The sequence below is a fragment of the Cupriavidus sp. GW823-FHT07B10 genome (genome assembly GCF_058794355.1).
In genome coordinates, this window is record NZ_JBXAGS010000001.1 from 151234 (window position 1) to 167759 (window position 16526).

General features: G+C 67.8%; 16 protein-coding genes. All 16 read left to right on the forward strand.

What is annotated here, in order from left to right:
* Positions 1–18 precede the first annotated feature (18 nt).
* The 16 genes from aceK to bioB all read left to right on the forward strand — a co-directional run bounded on the left by aceK (position 19) and on the right by bioB (position 16501).
* Complete coding sequence (gene aceK / locus AC1Q6V_RS00775; protein WP_010813256.1) at positions 19–1860, forward strand: bifunctional isocitrate dehydrogenase kinase/phosphatase; 1842 nt, start codon at positions 19–21, stop codon at positions 1858–1860.
* Positions 1857–2528 carry a carbonate dehydratase gene (can, locus tag AC1Q6V_RS00780; RefSeq protein ID WP_010813257.1) on the forward strand — a complete coding sequence of 224 codons (672 nt, stop codon included), beginning with the start codon at positions 1857–1859 and terminating at the stop codon, positions 2526–2528. The genes aceK and can overlap by 4 nt, the downstream gene beginning before the upstream one ends.
* Before the next feature lie 47 nt (positions 2529–2575).
* Positions 2576–3754, forward strand: coding sequence for an acetyl-CoA C-acetyltransferase (locus AC1Q6V_RS00785; RefSeq protein ID WP_011614382.1), 1179 nt, complete (start codon positions 2576–2578; stop codon positions 3752–3754).
* A 130-nt stretch (positions 3755–3884) separates the two neighbouring features.
* Complete coding sequence (locus AC1Q6V_RS00790) at positions 3885–4565, forward strand: SDR family oxidoreductase (protein ID WP_010813259.1); 681 nt, start codon at positions 3885–3887, stop codon at positions 4563–4565.
* A gap of 30 nt (positions 4566–4595) precedes the next feature.
* Positions 4596–5726, forward strand: coding sequence for an acyl-CoA dehydrogenase family protein (locus AC1Q6V_RS00795; protein WP_058698937.1), 1131 nt, complete (start codon positions 4596–4598; stop codon positions 5724–5726).
* Positions 5727–5813: 87 nt separating this feature from the next.
* On the forward strand, positions 5814–6470 hold the full coding sequence (locus tag AC1Q6V_RS00800; protein WP_010813261.1) for a 2-hydroxychromene-2-carboxylate isomerase: 657 nt from the start codon (positions 5814–5816) through the stop codon (positions 6468–6470).
* Positions 6467–7153 carry an HAD family hydrolase gene (locus tag AC1Q6V_RS00805; protein ID WP_010813262.1) on the forward strand — a complete coding sequence of 229 codons (687 nt, stop codon included), beginning with the start codon at positions 6467–6469 and terminating at the stop codon, positions 7151–7153. The genes AC1Q6V_RS00800 and AC1Q6V_RS00805 overlap by 4 nt, the downstream gene beginning before the upstream one ends.
* Positions 7150–7587 carry a YchJ family protein gene (locus tag AC1Q6V_RS00810; protein WP_010813263.1) on the forward strand — a complete coding sequence of 146 codons (438 nt, stop codon included), beginning with the start codon at positions 7150–7152 and terminating at the stop codon, positions 7585–7587. Before AC1Q6V_RS00805 ends, AC1Q6V_RS00810 begins: the two co-directional genes overlap by 4 nt.
* On the forward strand, positions 7584–8261 hold the full coding sequence (locus AC1Q6V_RS00815; protein WP_454751425.1) for a glutathione S-transferase family protein: 678 nt from the start codon (positions 7584–7586) through the stop codon (positions 8259–8261). The genes AC1Q6V_RS00810 and AC1Q6V_RS00815 overlap by 4 nt, the downstream gene beginning before the upstream one ends.
* 53 nt (positions 8262–8314) lie before the next feature.
* The gene (locus AC1Q6V_RS00820) at positions 8315–9922 is read left to right on the forward strand and encodes a carboxyl transferase domain-containing protein (protein ID WP_492316700.1); all 1608 of its coding nucleotides are present in this window, start codon (positions 8315–8317) and stop codon (positions 9920–9922) included.
* A gap of 42 nt (positions 9923–9964) precedes the next feature.
* Positions 9965–10861 carry a dienelactone hydrolase family protein gene (locus AC1Q6V_RS00825; protein WP_037023757.1) on the forward strand — a complete coding sequence of 299 codons (897 nt, stop codon included), beginning with the start codon at positions 9965–9967 and terminating at the stop codon, positions 10859–10861.
* A 38-nt stretch (positions 10862–10899) separates the two neighbouring features.
* The gene (locus AC1Q6V_RS00830; protein ID WP_011614386.1) at positions 10900–11688 is read left to right on the forward strand and encodes an enoyl-CoA hydratase/isomerase family protein; all 789 of its coding nucleotides are present in this window, start codon (positions 10900–10902) and stop codon (positions 11686–11688) included.
* Positions 11689–12106: 418 nt separating this feature from the next.
* A complete protein-coding gene (gene bioA / locus AC1Q6V_RS00835; RefSeq protein ID WP_454750541.1) occupies positions 12107–13507 on the forward strand; it encodes an adenosylmethionine--8-amino-7-oxononanoate transaminase in 1401 nt (466 codons plus the stop codon).
* Complete coding sequence (bioF, locus tag AC1Q6V_RS00840) at positions 13497–14711, forward strand: 8-amino-7-oxononanoate synthase (RefSeq protein ID WP_439671159.1); 1215 nt, start codon at positions 13497–13499, stop codon at positions 14709–14711. The genes bioA and bioF overlap by 11 nt, the downstream gene beginning before the upstream one ends.
* Complete coding sequence (gene bioD, locus AC1Q6V_RS00845) at positions 14708–15451, forward strand: dethiobiotin synthase (protein WP_439671160.1); 744 nt, start codon at positions 14708–14710, stop codon at positions 15449–15451. Before bioF ends, bioD begins: the two co-directional genes overlap by 4 nt.
* Positions 15452–15469: 18 nt before the next feature.
* Entirely contained in the window at positions 15470–16501 is a 1032-nt protein-coding gene (bioB, locus tag AC1Q6V_RS00850; RefSeq protein ID WP_010813271.1) for a biotin synthase BioB, read from the forward strand.
* Positions 16502–16526: the final 25 nt, after the last annotated feature.

Here is a 16526-nt window from a genome sequence, read left to right on the forward strand (position 1 = left end):
CCCGGCCCCCGTCGACCCATGTCCCACTTCCCCAAACTGCTCTCCTCGCAGATTGCCTTCGATGTGGCGAGAACGATGCTCGACGGGTTCGACAAGCATTACCGCCTGTTCCGCGAGGTCAGCCACCAGGCCAAGCTCAAGTTCGAGGCCGGCGACTGGCACGGGCTGCAGCAGATCCAGCGCGACCGCATTGCGTTCTACAACGAGCGCGTGCGCGAATCGAGCGTGATCCTGGAAGACGAGTACGACGCCGAGAACATCGAGGACGAGATCTGGCAGCAGATCAAGCTGCACTACATCGGCCTGCTGACCAACCACCACCAGCCCGAGCTGGCCGAGACCTTCTTCAACTCGGTCTGCACGCGCATCCTGCACCGCTCGTACTTCAACAACGATTTCATCTTCGTGCGCCCGGCGATCTCGACCGAGTACATCGAGAACGAGGAATCGCCCACGCGCCCCACCTTCCGCGCCTACTACCCGGGCAGCCGCGAGGGCATGGCCGCGTGCTTCGAGCGCATCGTGCACAACTTCCAGCTGGAGAGCCCGTTCGAGGACCTGCAGCGCGACATCGGCTACGTGGTGCGCGCGGTCAGCGAGCATTTCGGCGACCTGCGCATCGCGCCGAATTTCCAGGTCCATACGCTGTCGTCGCTGTTCTTCCGCAACAAGTCGGCCTTTATCATCGGCCGCATCCTGAACGGCGACCGCACTTTCCCGCTGGCGATCCCGATCGTGCACGGCCCCTCGGGCAAGCTGACGCTGGACACCGTGCTGCTGAAGAAGGAACAGTTGCTGATCCTGTTCTCGTTCACGCACTCCTATTTCATGGTCGACATGGAGATCCCGTCGGCCTACGTGACCTTCCTGCGCGACATCATGCCGCGCAAGCCGCGCGCCGAGATCTATACCTCGCTGGGCCTGCAGAAGCAGGGCAAGAACCTGTTCTACCGCGACTTCCTGCACCACCTGCAGCATTCGTCGGACAAGTTCATCGTCGCGCCCGGCATCCGCGGGCTGGTGATGCTGGTGTTCACGCTGCCGTCGTACCCGTACGTGTTCAAGGTCATCAAGGACTTTTTCCCGGCGCCCAAGGAAACCACGCGCGAGCTGGTCAAGTCCAAGTACCAGCTGGTCAAGCAGCACGACCGCGTCGGCCGCATGGCCGATACGCTGGAGTATTCCGACGTGGCCTTCCCGCTCTCGCGCTTCGACGAGGCGCTGGTGCGCGAGTTCGAGCAGCACGCGCCGTCGATGATCGAGTACCAGCGCGGCAAGGATGGCGGCGAAGAGATCGTGGTCCGCCACGTCTATATCGAGCGCCGCATGACGCCGCTGAACATCTACCTGACGGAGGGCACTGACGAGCAGGTCGAGCACGGCGTGATTGAATACGGCAACGCCGTCAAGGAGCTGATCGCTGCGAACATCTTCCCGGGAGACATGCTGTACAAGAACTTCGGCGTCACGCGCCACGGGCGCGTGGTGTTCTACGACTACGACGAGATCGAGTACCTGACCGACTGCAACATCCGCGACGTGCCGCAGCCGCGCAACGAGGAAGAGGAGATGTCGGGCGAGGTCTGGTACACGGTGCGTCCGCACGACATCTTTCCCGAGACCTTCCGCACCTTCCTGCTGGGCGACACGCGCGTGCGCGCGGCGTTCCTGCGCCACCATGCGGACTTTTTCGACCCTGCCATGTGGCAGAGCCACAAGGACCGGCTGCTGGCCGGACATGTTCATGACTTCTTTGCCTATCACAGTTCAGAGCGATTCATTCACCGCTACAGCGAAGCTGGCAGCGCGCAGGGTACCGCTGCCGTTCCCGATCCTGGTCCTGCAAGGAGGGTCGCATGACTGACGCCATCGCCCAGCTGTTCCGCAACAACCGCGAGTGGGTCGACCGCGTCAACGCCGAAGACCCCACCTTCTTCATGCGCCTGGCCAACCAGCAGGCGCCCGAGTACCTGTGGATCGGCTGCTCCGATTCGCGCGTGCCGGCCAACCAGATTCTGGGCCTGGCCCCGGGCGAGGTGTTCGTCCACCGCAATATCGCCAACGTGATCGCGCACAGCGACCTGAACGCGCTGGCGGTGATCCAGTTCGCGGTAGAGGTGCTCAAGGTGCGCCATATCACCGTGGTGGGCCACTACGGCTGCGGCGGTGTCAAGGTCGCGCTCAAGCGCGAGCGCATCGGCCTGGCCGACAACTGGCTGCGCCATGTGCGCGACGTGGCCGACAAGCACGAGGCCTATCTCGGCACGCTGCTGCGCGAAGACGATGCCCATACCCGGCTGTGCGAGCTCAATGTGATCGAGCAGGTCAACAACGTCTGCCAGACCACCGTGCTCCAGGACGCCTGGAGCCGCGGCCAGGCGGTGACCGTGCATGGCTGGGTCTACGGCGTGTCCGACGGCCTGCTGCGCGACCTGGGCATGGCCGCCAGCAGCAACGACGAACTGCGCGAGCAACTGGCCGCGGCCTACCGCCAGTACGGCGATCCGCCGCAGGCGTCGATCCGCTGACCGGACGCACACACCGCTTCTTCATCCACCGATCCAGGAGACCCGACATGGAAGAGATCGTCATCGTTTCAGCCGCCCGCACGCCGATGGCTGCGTTCCAGGGCGAATTCGCCAGCGTCACCGCGCCGCAGCTGGGCGCCGTGGCCATCCGCGCCGCCGTAGAGCGCGCCGGCCTGAAGCCCGAGCAGGTGGAAGAGGTGGTGTTCGGCTGCGTGCTGCCGGCCGGCCAGGGCCAGGCCCCGGCGCGCCAGGCCGCGCTGGGCGCGGGCCTGCCGCTGGGCGTGGGCTGCACCACCGTCAACAAGATGTGCGGCTCGGGCATGCGCGCGGCCATGACCGTCTACGACGGGCTGATCGCGGGCTCGTTCGATATCGCCATTGCCGGCGGCATGGAGAGCATGACCAATGCGCCGTACCTGGTGCCGAAGGGCCGCGGCGGCTACCGCATCGGCCACGGCATGATCTACGACCACATGATGCTGGACGGCCTGGAAGACGCGTATGACAAGGGCCGCGCCATGGGCACCTTCGGTGAGGACTGCGCCGCCAAGTACGGCTTTACGCGCGAGCAGCAGGACGAATTCGCGATGGAAAGCGTGCGCCGCGCCCAGCAGGCCACCGAGAACGGCGACTTCCGCTGGGAGATCGCGCCGGTGACGGTGTCCGGCAGGGGCGGCGACACCGTGATCGACACCGACGAAGGCCCGCGCCGCATCAAGCTGGACAAGATCCCCTCGCTCAAGCCCGCGTTTGCCAAGGACGGCACCATCACGGCGGCCTCGTCGTCGTCCATCAACGACGGCGCCTCGGCGCTGGTGATGATGCGCGCCTCCACCGCGAAGAAGCTGGGCCTGCAGCCGATCGCGCGCATGCTCGGCCACACCACCCACGCGCAGGCGCCGGGCTGGTTCACCACCGCGCCGGTGGAAGCGATTTCCAAGCTGTACCGCAAGCTGGACTGGACCACCGACAGCGTCGACCTGTTCGAGATCAACGAGGCCTTCGCCGTGGTGCCGATGGCGGCCATGCACGACCTCAAGATCCCGCGCGACAAGGTCAATATCCATGGTGGCGCCTGCGCACTGGGCCACCCGATCGGCGCTTCGGGCGCACGCATCATGACCACGCTGATCGGCGCGCTGCGCAAGACCGGGGGCAAGCGTGGGGTGGCGAGCCTGTGCATTGGTGGTGGCGAGGCGACTGCGGTGGGGATCGAGATCCTGTAACGCGTTCCTTCCCGCTTGTTTTCTCCCCTCTCCCGCTTGCGGGGGAGGGAGCAAGACAGAGGCAGTTTGCTGAACCCGTGGCCGGGCGAGCCGTTTCGCGCTCCGGCCAGCCCGACAAAGGAGCACAGCCTTGCCAACCGTCCTGATCCTCGGTGCCTCGCGCGGCATCGGCCTTGAATTCGTGCGCCAGTACCGTGCCGACGGCTGGCGCGTCATTGCGGCGGCGCGTACGCCTGAAGGCGTCGGCGCATTGCAGGCGCTGGGCGCCGAAGCCCATCAGGTCGACCTGTCCGATGCCGGCGCGGTCGCGGGCCTGGGCTGGAAGCTCGACGGCGAAGCCCTCGACGTGGCGATCTACAACGCCGGCGTGCTGGGACCCCGCACCGAAGGCGCGCAACCGGTCACGCCGCAGGAATTCGACCGGGTGATGCATGTCAACGTGCTGGGCCCGATGATGGCGCTGCCGCTGCTGCTGCCCTACGTCGAAGCGGGCCAGTCCGGCCACGGCGGCGTGCTGGCGGTGCTGTCCTCGCGCATGGGCAGCATCACCGCGATGGAGCACAGCACCAGCTGGCTGTACCGCGTCAGCAAGGCCGGCGCCAATGCGGCGCTGCGCGCGGTCTCGCTCGATGCGCGCCACGCCACCTGCGTCGCGCTGCACCCGGGCTGGGTCAAGACCGACATGGGCGGCCAGGAAGCCGACCTGACCGTGCAGCAGAGCGTCAAGGGCATGCGCCAGTTGCTCGCCGGCGTCAAGCGGCGCGACAACGGCACCTTCCACAATTACGACGGCACGCCCATCCCCTGGTAAGCGCGCACGCACACTGAGCATCGAACCGACATGCTGCTGACCCCCGAACAGGAAATGATCCGCGACGCCGTGCGCCAGTTCGCGCAGGAAGTGATCGCGCCGCAGGCCGCGCAGTGGGACCGCGACAAGACCTTCCCCAAGGACGTGCACCGCGAACTGGCGGCGCTGGGCGCCTACGGCGTGGCGGTGCCGGAGGAATACGGCGGCGCCGGACTGGACTACCTGTCGCTGGCGCTGATCCTGGAAGAGATCGCGGCCGGCGATGGCGGCACCTCCACCGTCATCAGCGTCAACAACTGCCCGGTGTGCAGCATGCTGATGTCGTTCGCCAGCGAGGCGCAGAAGCAGCAGTGGCTGGTGCCGCTGGCGCGCGGCGAGATGCTGGGCGCGTTCTGCCTGACCGAGCCGCACGTGGGCTCGGATGCGTCGGCGCTGCGTACCACTGCGGTACGCGATGGCGACCACTACGTGCTCAACGGCGTCAAGCAGTTCATCACCAGCGGCCAGAACGCCGACGTGGCGATCGTGCTGGCCGTGACCGACAAGGCCGCAGGCAAGCGCGGCATCAGCGCCTTTATCGTGCCGACTTCGACCCCGGGCTACGTGGTGGCGCGGCTGGAGGACAAGCTCGGCCAGCATTCGTCGGACACCGCGCAGATCCTGTTCGAGGACTGTCGCGTGCCGGCGGCCAACCTGCTCGGCGACGAGGGCGGCGGCTACAAGATGGCGCTGTCGGGACTGGAAGGCGGGCGCATCGGCATCGCCTCGCAGAGCATCGGCATGGCGCGCGCCGCGTTCGAGGCGGCGCTGGCCTATGCCAAGGAGCGCGAGAGCTTCGGCCAGCCGCTGTTCCAGCACCAGGCGGTGCAGTTCCGCCTGGCCGAGATGGCCACCCGCATCGACGTGGCGCGCCAGATGGTGTGGCACGCCGCCGCGCTGCGCGACGCCGGCCGCCCGTGCCTGAAGGAAGCGGCCATGGCCAAGCTCTTTGCCAGCGAGATGGCTGAGCGGGTGTGCTCGGATGCGATCCAGGTGTTCGGCGGCTACGGCTACGTCAGCGACTTTCCGGTGGAGCGCATCTACCGCGACGTGCGCGTGTGCCAGATCTACGAGGGCACCAGCGATATCCAGAAGATCCTGATCGCGCGCGCGCTGGCCTAGCGATGCGCGTACGATGGGGTGTGTGCCGCGAAGGCGGCACGCTTCCCTGATCCCCGTACCGGCAACCACAACAAGAAGGGCCCCGACATGACCGCAGCGATCGACTTCTACTTTGATTTCTCTTCGCCCTACGGCTACTTTGCCAGTACCCGCATCGACGACCTGGCGCAGAAGTACGGGCGCATCGTCGCCTGGCATCCCATCCTGCTGGGCGTGGTGTTCAAGACCACCGGCGCCTCGCCGCTGCCGCAGCTGCCGCTCAAGGGCGATTATTCGTGGCGCGATTTCGAGCGCACCGCGCGCTTCCACGGCATCGAGTACAAGCGCCCCACGCATTTCCCGCTGCCCACCACGCACGCCGCGCGCGCCATGCTGTGGCTGCAGAACCACCACGGCGATGACATCGCCGCGGCCTTTGCCAAGTCGGTGTACCGCGCGCTGTTCGTCGACGACATCAATATCGCCGAGCCGGCCGAGATCATGAAGCTGGCCGAGCCGCTGGGCGTGGACGTGCAGGCGCTGGATGCCGGCGCCACCAGCTACCAGATCAAGGACCAGCTCAAGGCTGAGATCGACGTGGCGATGGCCAAGGGCGTGTTCGGCTCGCCCTTCGTCATCATCGATGGCGAGCCGTTCTGGGGCTTCGACCGCTTCGACCAGGTCGAGGCCCACCTGAAGAGCCGCCGCCAGACTGAACTCCGGGCTGTGCCGAGCCTGGACACCAAGGAAAAGAAACCCGCATGACTGCAGCAACCCGTGGCCATTCCGGCCGATTCGATTGCGTGATCTTCGACTGCGACGGCGTGCTCGTCGACAGCGAGCCCATCGTCAACCGCGTGCTCAACCAGATGCTGAACGAGCTTGGCATCGAGATCTCGCTGGAAGACTCCACGCGCCTGTTTCTCGGCCGCGCCGTGCGCGAAGAGCTGGAGATGATCGAGCGCATGCGCGGCGCGCCGCTGCCCGAGAACTGGCTGTCGACCTGGCTGGCGCGCCGCAATGCGGTGCTGGAAGCCGAAGTCGCTGCGGTCGCCCATGTGCGCGAGGCGATTGGCAAGATCGCCGCCACCGGCATGCCGGTGTGCGTGGCGTCGGGTGCGGACCGCGTCAAGGTCAAGCTGCAACTGACCAGGACCGGCCTGGTCGAGCTGTTCCAGCAGGATGAGCGCGAGCATATCTTCTCCGCCACCGAAGTGGCACGCAGCAAGCCCGCGCCCGATGTGTACCTGCTGGCCGCGCGCACCATGGGCGTTGAGCCGGCGCGCTGCGCCGTGGTGGAAGACAGCCCGACCGGCGTGACCGCGGGCGTTGCCGCCGGCATGACGGTGTTCGGCTACGCCGAGCGCAACGATGCCGCGCTGCTGCGCGAGGCCGGCGCGGGCACCATCTTCACCGATATGCGCGACCTGCCGGAGCTGGTGGGATGACCGCGAAAGCGGCAGGCCGCCTGCCCAAGGCCGGACCGGTGCCGTGCCCGTGCGGCAGCGCGGACTATGCCGCCTGCTGCGGCCGCTTCCATCGTGGCGAGGCACTGCCGCCCAATGCCGAGGCACTGATGCGCTCCCGCTACAGCGCCTATGTGCTGAACGACATGGAATGGTTGCGGCAGACCTGGCATGCATCGACCTGCCCGGCCGACCTGTTGCCGGATACCGCCACGCGCTGGCTCGGGCTCACGGTGAAGGCGCATGCGCAGCAGGACGATGCGCATGCCGAAGTGGAGTTCGTGGCGCGCTACAAGGTAGGCGGGCGCGCCATGCGGCTGCACGAACGCAGCCGCTTTGTACGCGAGCCGCGCGCGCCTGGCGAGGCACCGCGCTGGCTCTATGTGGATGGCGACATGATCGGGGAGACATCATGAGCATCGAGAAGCGGAATGAGCCTGAGTACCTGCTGTATTGCTTTGCCCAGTCCGGCAATGCCTACAAGGTGGCGCTGCTGCTGGAGACCGTCGGCGTGCAGCGCGGCCAGCAGCTGTGGCAGCCGCGCTTCGTCGATTTCTTCAACGGCGAGACCCGCACGCCCGAATACCGCGCCATCAACGTGATGGGCGAGGTGCCGGTGCTGGAGTGCGGCGGCCAGCGCCTGTCGCAGTCCGGTGCCATCCTGGAAACGCTGGCCACGCGCCTCGATGCCCACGGCCCGCGCGACGAGGCCGAGCGCGCCGAGGTGCTGCGCTGGCTGCTGTTCGACAACCACAAGTTCACCTCCTACACCGCCACCTATCGCTTCATGCGCACCTTTGCCAGGTCGCCGGACCCGGCCGTGCTGGAGTTCTTCCGCGCGCGCTGCGAAGGCGCGTGGAACGTGCTCAACGCGCAACTGGCCGGGCGAGCGTTCCTGCTGGGCGAGCGCGCCACCATCGCGGACTTCTCGCTGTCGGGCTACGTCTTCTTCGACGACGAGATCGGCGTGCACTGGCGCAAGGAGTATCCGCATATCCACGCCTGGGCCGAGCGCATCCGTGCGCTGCCGGGCTGGAAGCACCCCTACGACCTGATGCCGGGGCACCCGCTGCCCAGGCACGCAGGCTGAGCCCGGCCGCTGGCAGGACGGCGAAAACCAATATCAAGCAGGAAGAGACACAGATGCCCACCCTGGAAACCAAACTCAACGCCCGCTCCGAATCCTTCCAGGCCAACGCCGAGTCGATGCAGGCCCTGGTGGCCGACCTCAAGGCCAGGATCGCGAAGCTGGCCGAAGGCGGCGGCGACGACGCGCGCAACAAGCACCTGTCGCGCGGCAAGCTGCTGCCGCGCGACCGCGTGCAGCAACTGCTGGATCCGGGCACGCCGTTCCTGGAGCTGTCGCAGCTTGCTGCGTACGAAATGTACGACGATGCCGCGCCTGGCGCCGGCATCATCACCGGCATCGGCCGCGTGGCCGGGCAGGAATGCGTGATCGTCTGCAATGACGCCACCGTCAAGGGCGGCACCTACTACCCGATGACGGTCAAGAAGCATGTGCGCGCACAGGAGATCGCCGAGCAGAACAACTTGCCCTGCATCTACCTGGTCGATTCCGGCGGCGCCAACCTGCCCAACCAGGACGACGTGTTCCCCGACCGCGACCACTTCGGCCGCATCTTCTACAACCAGGCCAACCTGTCCAAGCAGGGCATCCCGCAGATCGCGGTGGTGATGGGCTCGTGCACCGCCGGCGGCGCCTACGTGCCGGCGATGAGCGACGAGTCCATCATCGTCAAGAACCAGGGCACCATCTTCCTGGGCGGCCCGCCGCTGGTGAAGGCCGCCACCGGCGAGGAGGTCAGCGCCGAAGACCTGGGCGGCGCCGACGTGCATACGCGCCTGTCGGGCGTGGCCGACTACTTCGCGCAGAACGACCACCACGCGCTGTCGCTGGCGCGCAATATCGTGCAGCACCTGAACCGCCGCAAGCCGGACCAGATCCGCCTGCACGAGCCGGTCGAGCCGCTCTACCCGGTGGAAGAACTGTACGGCGTGATCCCGACCGACACGCGCAAGCCCTACGACGTGCGCGAGGTGATCGCGCGCCTGGTCGACGGCTCCGAGTTCGACGAGTTCAAGGCGCGCTACGGCACCACGCTGGTGTGCGGCTTCGCGCGCATCTGGGGCTACCCCGTCGGCATCGTCGCCAACAACGGCATCCTGTTCTCCGAATCCGCACTGAAGGGCGCGCACTTTATCGAGCTGTGCTGCCAGCGCAAGATCCCCCTGGTGTTTCTGCAGAACATCACCGGCTTCATGGTGGGCCGCAAGTACGAGAACGAAGGCATTGCCCGCAACGGCGCCAAGATGGTGACCGCGGTGGCCACCGCGCAGGTGCCCAAGTTCACGGTGATCATCGGCGGCTCGTTCGGCGCCGGCAACTACGGCATGTGCGGGCGCGCGTATTCGCCGCGCTTCCTGTGGATGTGGCCGAACGCGCGCATCTCGGTGATGGGCGGCGAGCAGGCCGCCAGCGTGCTGGCCACGGTGCGCCGCGACGGCATCGAGGGCAAGGGCGGCAAGTGGAGCGCGCAAGAGGAAGAGGCGTTCAAGCAGCCGATCCGCGACCAGTACGAGCACCAGGGCCATCCGTACTACGCCAGCGCGCGGCTGTGGGACGACGGCGTGATCGACCCGGCGCAGACCCGCACCGTGCTGGGCCTGGGTCTTTCCGCGAGCCTGAACGCACCGATCGACGAGATGAAGTTCGGCGTGTTCCGCATGTAATCCCGCCCACGCCGCTACTGTCACATTACCGCCTTCCACCCCATGCGCAGCGTCGCCCGCCTGCTTTGCAGCCCAGCCCTGGTCACGGCGCTTGCCTTGCTGGCGCCGCTGTCGGGGCATGCGCAGAGCGCGAACGGCAACGGCAATCCTGCGCCGCGCATGCGCTTCCAGGAGCAGGTGGTTATGCTGCCCAAGGCGGCGATCCCGTCGCGCATCGACCTGGAGGCCACGGTATTCAAGCCGGCTGGCGATGGGCCGTTCCCGCTGGTGGTGATCAACCACGGCAAGGCGCCGGGCCGGCCCGCGATGCAGGGGCGCGCGCGCTTTCCGGCGCAGAGCCTGGAATTCCTGCGCCGCGGCTACGCCGTGGTGCTGCCGATGCGGCAGGGTTTTGCGCGCTCGGGTGGCGCCTATGTGGGCGGCAGCTGCGACATCGAGACCAACGGCATGATGCAGGCCGACGATGTCGTCGCCACGCTCGACTTCATGGCCACGCAGCCCTATGTGGACATGGACCGCATTGTCGTGATCGGCCAGTCGCACGGGGGCCTGACCACGATGGCGTTCAGCACCATCGGCTATCCGGGGGTGCTGGGCGTGGTCAACTTCGCGGGCGGGCTGCGCAACCTGAACTGCGCGGACTGGGAAGAGCGCCTGGTCGATGCCTTTGCCAGCTATGGCGGCCTGGCGCGCTACCCGTCGCTGTGGGTGTACGGCGACAACGACAGCTACTGGCCGGTGCCCTTGCCCGGCCGCATGTTCAACGCCTTCAAGGCGCGCGCCACCGGTCCCGCGGCCAGATCGCGGCTGGTGGACGTGGGCGAGTTCGGCAACGACTCGCATCGCGTCTTCAGCGCGCGCGAAGGCATCCCGGTGTGGTTGCCTGAAGTCGGCAACTTCTTCCGCTCGCTGGGGCTGCCGTTCGACGCCGGGACCTGAACCGCACCAGACAACTTAATCCGCCAACGGAGCGAACCATGGAATTCACCGCCCTGACCGTCAATATCGCCAGCCACGTCGCCACCGTCACGCTGAACCGGCCCGATGTGCGCAACGCCTTCAACGAGACCGTGATCGCCGAGCTGACCGGCGCCTTCCGCGCGCTGGGCGACATGGACGAGGTGCGCGCCATCGTGCTGGCCGGCAACGGCCCTGCCTTCTGCGCCGGCGCCGACCTGAATTGGATGAAGAAGATGGCCGGCTATTCCGACGACCAGAACCGCGCCGATGCGCTGACCCTGGCGCAGATGCTGCACACCATCTGGTCGTGCCCGCGCCCGGTGATCGCGCGCATCCAGGGCGACACCTACGCCGGCGGCATGGGTCTGGTGGCCGCGTGCGATATCGCGGTGGCTGCCGAGCACGCGCACTTCTGCCTGTCCGAGGCGCGCCTGGGACTGCTGCCCGCCACCATCAGCCCGTATGTGATCCGCGCGCTGGGCGAGCAGGCCGCACGCCGCTACTTCATCACCGCCGAGCGCTTCGATGCCGCCGAGGCGCTGCGGCTGGGCTTTGTGCATGCGGTGGTGCCGGCCGAGGCTCTGGACGCCAAGGTCGCCGAACTGGCGACTGCGCTGGTGGCCAACAGCCCGAACGCCGTGCGCGAAAGCAAGCGACTGGTGCAGGACATCGCCGGGCGCGCGATCGACAACGACTTGCTGGCCGATACCGCGGACCGGATTGCAAAGATCCGGGCGTCGGAAGAGGGGCGTGAAGGGGTGAAGTCGTTCCTGGAGAAGCGCTCGCCGTCGTGGCGGCCGGCTTGAGGCAAAAGACTGGCTTACCGCTTGTTTGCTCCCCTCTTCCGCGCGCGGGAGAGGGGCTGGGGGAGAGGGCGGGCTTATGCCAAGCATGAGGCGCCTGACTTCGTGGGAAGGCCTGCCCTCTCCCCCCATCCCTCTCCCGCAGGCGGGAGAGGGGAGTTCCGTAGCAGCATGCGACAGCATGCCTCCGTAAATAAAGATTGCGTGTAGATCGCAGCACGCTAGCAACAAGAACAAGGCTTCATCATGGAAACATTCGTCAAGTTTCGCTAACGCGCCGCTAACTTGGAAATTCCATTGTCATTGCCAACCTGAAAGAGACATTCCTAACATGACCCTCCCCAACCTGTCCGCCACCGTCGCACAGCCCGGCCTTGCCGGCAACGGCGCGCGCGCGGACGGTCAACAAAGGAGGGCTACCTTGGATCACCTGTCCCTTTCCCCAGGCAGAGACGCGCAGGCACTCGGCCAGCGCAGCCGCAACGCCGTCTGGCATCCATGCACGCGGCTGCGCCCCGACGACGACGCGGTGCCGCTGGCGATCGTGCGCGGCGTCGGCCCGTGGCTGCATGATGCCGACGGCCGCCGCTATTTCGACGCCACCAGTTCGTGGTGGGTCAACCTGTTCGGCCACGCCAACCCGCGCATCAACGCCGCGCTGGCCAGCCAGCTGGAAACGCTTGAGCACGTGATGCTCGCCGGCTGCACCCATGCCCCGGCGGTGGAGCTGGCGGAGCGCCTGTCGGCGCTGACCGGCGGCGCGCTCGGCAATGTCTTCTACGCTTCGGACGGCGCCTCGGCGGTCGAGATCGCGCTGAAGATGAGCTTCCACTACTGGCGCAATACCGGCCTGCCTGCCAAGCGCGAGTTCGTCTGCCTGCGCCACGGCTACCACGGCGAGACCGTGGGCGCGCTCGCGGTGACCGACGTGGAAGTCTTCCGCGATGCCTATGATCCGCTGATCCGCCGCGCACACGTGTTGATGTCGCCCGACGCACGCCAGGCCGCACCCGGCGAGAGCGCTGCGGACGTGGCCGCCCGCGCCCTGGCGGAGCTGGAAACCCTGCTGCGCGAGCGCGCCGGCCAGATCGCCGCGCTGATCGTCGAGCCGCTGGTGCAGGGCGCCGCCGGCATGGCGATGTACGACCCGTCGTATCTGGATGGCGCGCGCGCTTTGTGCGACCGCTACCGGATCCACCTGATCGCCGACGAGATCGCGGTGGGCTGCGGGCGCACCGGCACCTTCTTCGCGTGGGAACAGTCGCGCGCCGGGGAGGCGCCGCTGCCCGCGCACCTGTGGCCCGACTTCCTGTGCCTGTCCAAGGGCATCAGCGGCGGCTACCTGCCGCTGTCGCTGGTGCTGTCGCGCCCGGAGATCCAGCGTGCCTTCGTCGCCGACGAGCTGGCCCGCAGCTTCCTGCATTCGCACTCCTACACCGGCAACCCGCTGGCCTGCCGCGCCGCGCTGGCCACGCTGGACTTGTTCGCGCAGGACGACGTGCTCGCGCGCAACCGCGAGCGCGCGCACTGGCTCGCCGACGGCATGGCCGCGCTGGCCGCCGACGCGCGCCTGCGGCACGTCCGCCAGCGCGGGCTGATCTGGGCCGCCGATGTGCGCGATGACGTCGCCGGCGCCGACTTTGCCGCGCGCTTCCATCACGCCGCGCGCGAGCGCGAGCTGCTGGTGCGCCCGATCGGCAATACGCTGTACGTGATGCCGCCCTACGTCTTCGATGCCGCGCAGGCACGCTGGCTGGGCGAGCAGATGATGGCCACGCTCGACGATGTGACCACGAGCGGGGAGGTGCGCCATGCTGCTTGAACAACTGAGGCGGGCCGCCGAACAGCGCCACGCGCTGGCCCTGACGCGCCGCCGCCGCGTTGCCCACACTGCCTGCGCGCCGCACCAGGCCGTGGGCGAGGACGGGTCCGAGCCGGAATCGCTGCTGACCTTCTGCAGCAACGACTACATGGGGCTGGCCAACCACCCGGACGTGATCGCCGCGCTGGTGGAAGGCGCGCAGCGCTATGGCGCGGGCAGCGGTGCCTCGCACCTGGTCAGCGGGCATTCGCTGGCGCACACCCAGCTGGAAGCGGAACTGGCGCGCTGGCTCGCCCCGCATATCCCGCATGCGTGCACGCTGTATTTCTGCACCGGCTACATGGCCAACATGGCGGTGCTGACCGCGCTGGGCACCGCGGGCGCCACGCTGTTCTGCGAGTCGCTCAACCATGCCTCGCTGATCGATGGGGCGCGGCTCGCGCGCGCCGACGTGCAGCGCTACCCGCATTGCGACACCGCCGCTCTGGAAGCGCTGCTGGCGGCCAGCACCAGCGAGCGCAAGCTGATCGTGACCGACAGCGTGTTCAGCATGGACGGCAATGTCGCGCCGCTGCGCAAGCTGCTGGAACTGGCCGAGCGCCATGACGCCTGGATCATTGTCGATGACGCCCACGGCTTCGGCGTGCTGGGCGAGCAGGGCCACGGCGTGCTGGAAGCGCTGGGGCTGTCGTCCGAGCGGCTGATCTATATCGGCACGCTCGGCAAGGCCGCCGGCGTGGCGGGCGCCTTCGTCGCCGCGCACGAGACCATCATCGAACACCTTGTCAACACCGCGCGGCCGTATATCTACACCACGGCCGCGCCGCCGGCAGTCGCGCATGCGCTGCTGGCCAGCCTGGCGATCATCGAAGGAGAAGAGGGCACGCAACGCCGCGCGCAACTGACGCGCTGCATCGGCATGCTGCGCGAGGGGCTGGCCCAGCTGGCTGCCATCGCGGGCTGGACGCTGGGCGACAGCGAGACCGCGATCCAGCCGCTGATCGTCGGCGACAACGGCGCCGCGCTGGCGCTGTCGGCCACGCTGGAGGCGGATGGCATCCGCGTCGGCGCGATCCGGCCGCCGACCGTGCCGGAAGGGACCGCGCGGCTGCGCATCACGCTGTCGGCCGCGCACACCGAAGACGATGTGCGGCGCCTGCTGGATGCCCTGGGCGCCGCCGTGGCGCAGCGGGAGGTCGCATGAGCACGCGTGCGCCTTTCGCCTGCTTTGTCACCGGCACCGATACCGGCATCGGCAAAACCCACGCCAGCGCCACGCTGCTGCATGCGCTCCATGCCGCCGGCTACCGCACCGCGGGCATGAAGCCCGTGGCCAGCGGCAGTGAGTGGCGCGACGGCCATTGGCACAACGACGACGTGGCGCAGCTGCGCGCCGCCAGCTCGGTGGCGGTGCCGCTGGGCCAGACCTGCCCGTTCCTGCTGCGCACCCCGTGCTCGCCGCACCTGGCCGCCGCGCACGAGGGCGTGCGCATCACGCGCGCGCCGGTCCGTGCCGCCTTCGACGCGCTGCGCCGGCAGGCCGATGCGGTGGTGGTTGAGGGCGTGGGCGGCTTCAATGTGCCGCTCGACGCAGGCGCGGTGCGCTGGAACACCGCCGACCTGGCGGTGATGCTGGCAGTCCCGGTAGTGATGGTGGTCGGCATCCGGCTCGGCTGCCTGAACCACGCCGTGCTGACCGCCGAAGCCATCCGCGCGCGCGGCCTGCCGCTGGCGGGCTGGATCGCCAACCGGGTCGACCCGGACATGCTGCTGGCCGACGAGAACATCGCCACGCTGCACGCGTCGCTGGACGCGCCTTGCCTCGGTGAATTGCCCTGGCAACTGGCGCCCGCCGCTGCCGCTGCCGCTGGCCGGCTCGACCTTGCGCCGCTGTTCGCCGCCGCCACCCAATACCAAGCCGAGGCCGCTGGCCTTGCTGCCTAACCAGAATTCGCATCGATCATGACTCAAGCTCACACCGCTACCACCGTTACTACCGTTTCCGTCGATTCCCTGCGCCAGAGCGCGCGCTCGCACGCACTGCCCGATGACGCCGCGTGGCGCGTCGATGACGTTGCCGCGCTGTTCGCGCTGCCGTTCAACGACCTGCTGTTCCGCGCCCAGCAAGTGCACCGCGAGCACTTCGACGCCAATACCGTGCAGCTGTCCACGCTGCTGTCGATCAAGACCGGCGGCTGCGAAGAGGATTGCGGCTACTGCCCGCAGAGCGCGCACCACGATGCCGGCGTGAAGGCCGAAAAGCTGATGGCGCTGGACGAAGTCCTGGACGCCGCGCGCGCGGCCAAGGCCAATGGCGCCACCCGCTTCTGCATGGGCGCCGCCTGGCGCAGCCCCAAGGACCGCCACCTGGAGCCGGTGATGGACATGGTGCGCGAAGTCAAGGCCATGGGCCTGGAGACCTGCGTCACGCTGGGCATGCTCAAGGCCGAGCAGGCCCAGCAGCTCAAGGAGGCGGGGCTGGACTACTACAACCACAATCTGGATACCTCGCCTGAGTTCTACGGCAAGATCATCACCACGCGCACCTACCAGGACCGGCTCGACACCATCGGCCATGTGCGCGACGCCGGCATCAATGTCTGCTGCGGCGGCATCGTCGGCATGGGCGAGGCGCGCGAAGCGCGCGCCGGCCTGATCGCGCAGCTGGCCAATATGGACCCGTATCCGGAGTCGGTGCCCATCAACAACCTGGTCCAGGTCGAAGGCACGCCACTGGCGGGCACCGAGGCGCTGGACCCGTTCGAGTTCGTCCGCACCATTGCCGTGGCACGCATCACCATGCCGCGCGCCATGGTGCGCCTGTCCGCCGGCCGCGAGGCCATGGACGAAGCGTTGCAGGCGCTGTGCTTCATGGCCGGCGCCAATTCCATTTTTTACGGCGAAAAGCTGCTGACCACCGGCAACCCGCAGGCCGACCGCGATCGCGCCCTGCTGGCCCGCCTCGACATCCGCGCAGAGGGCTACGCGGGATGACGAGGTAAGGAAGCCCACCGGTAAT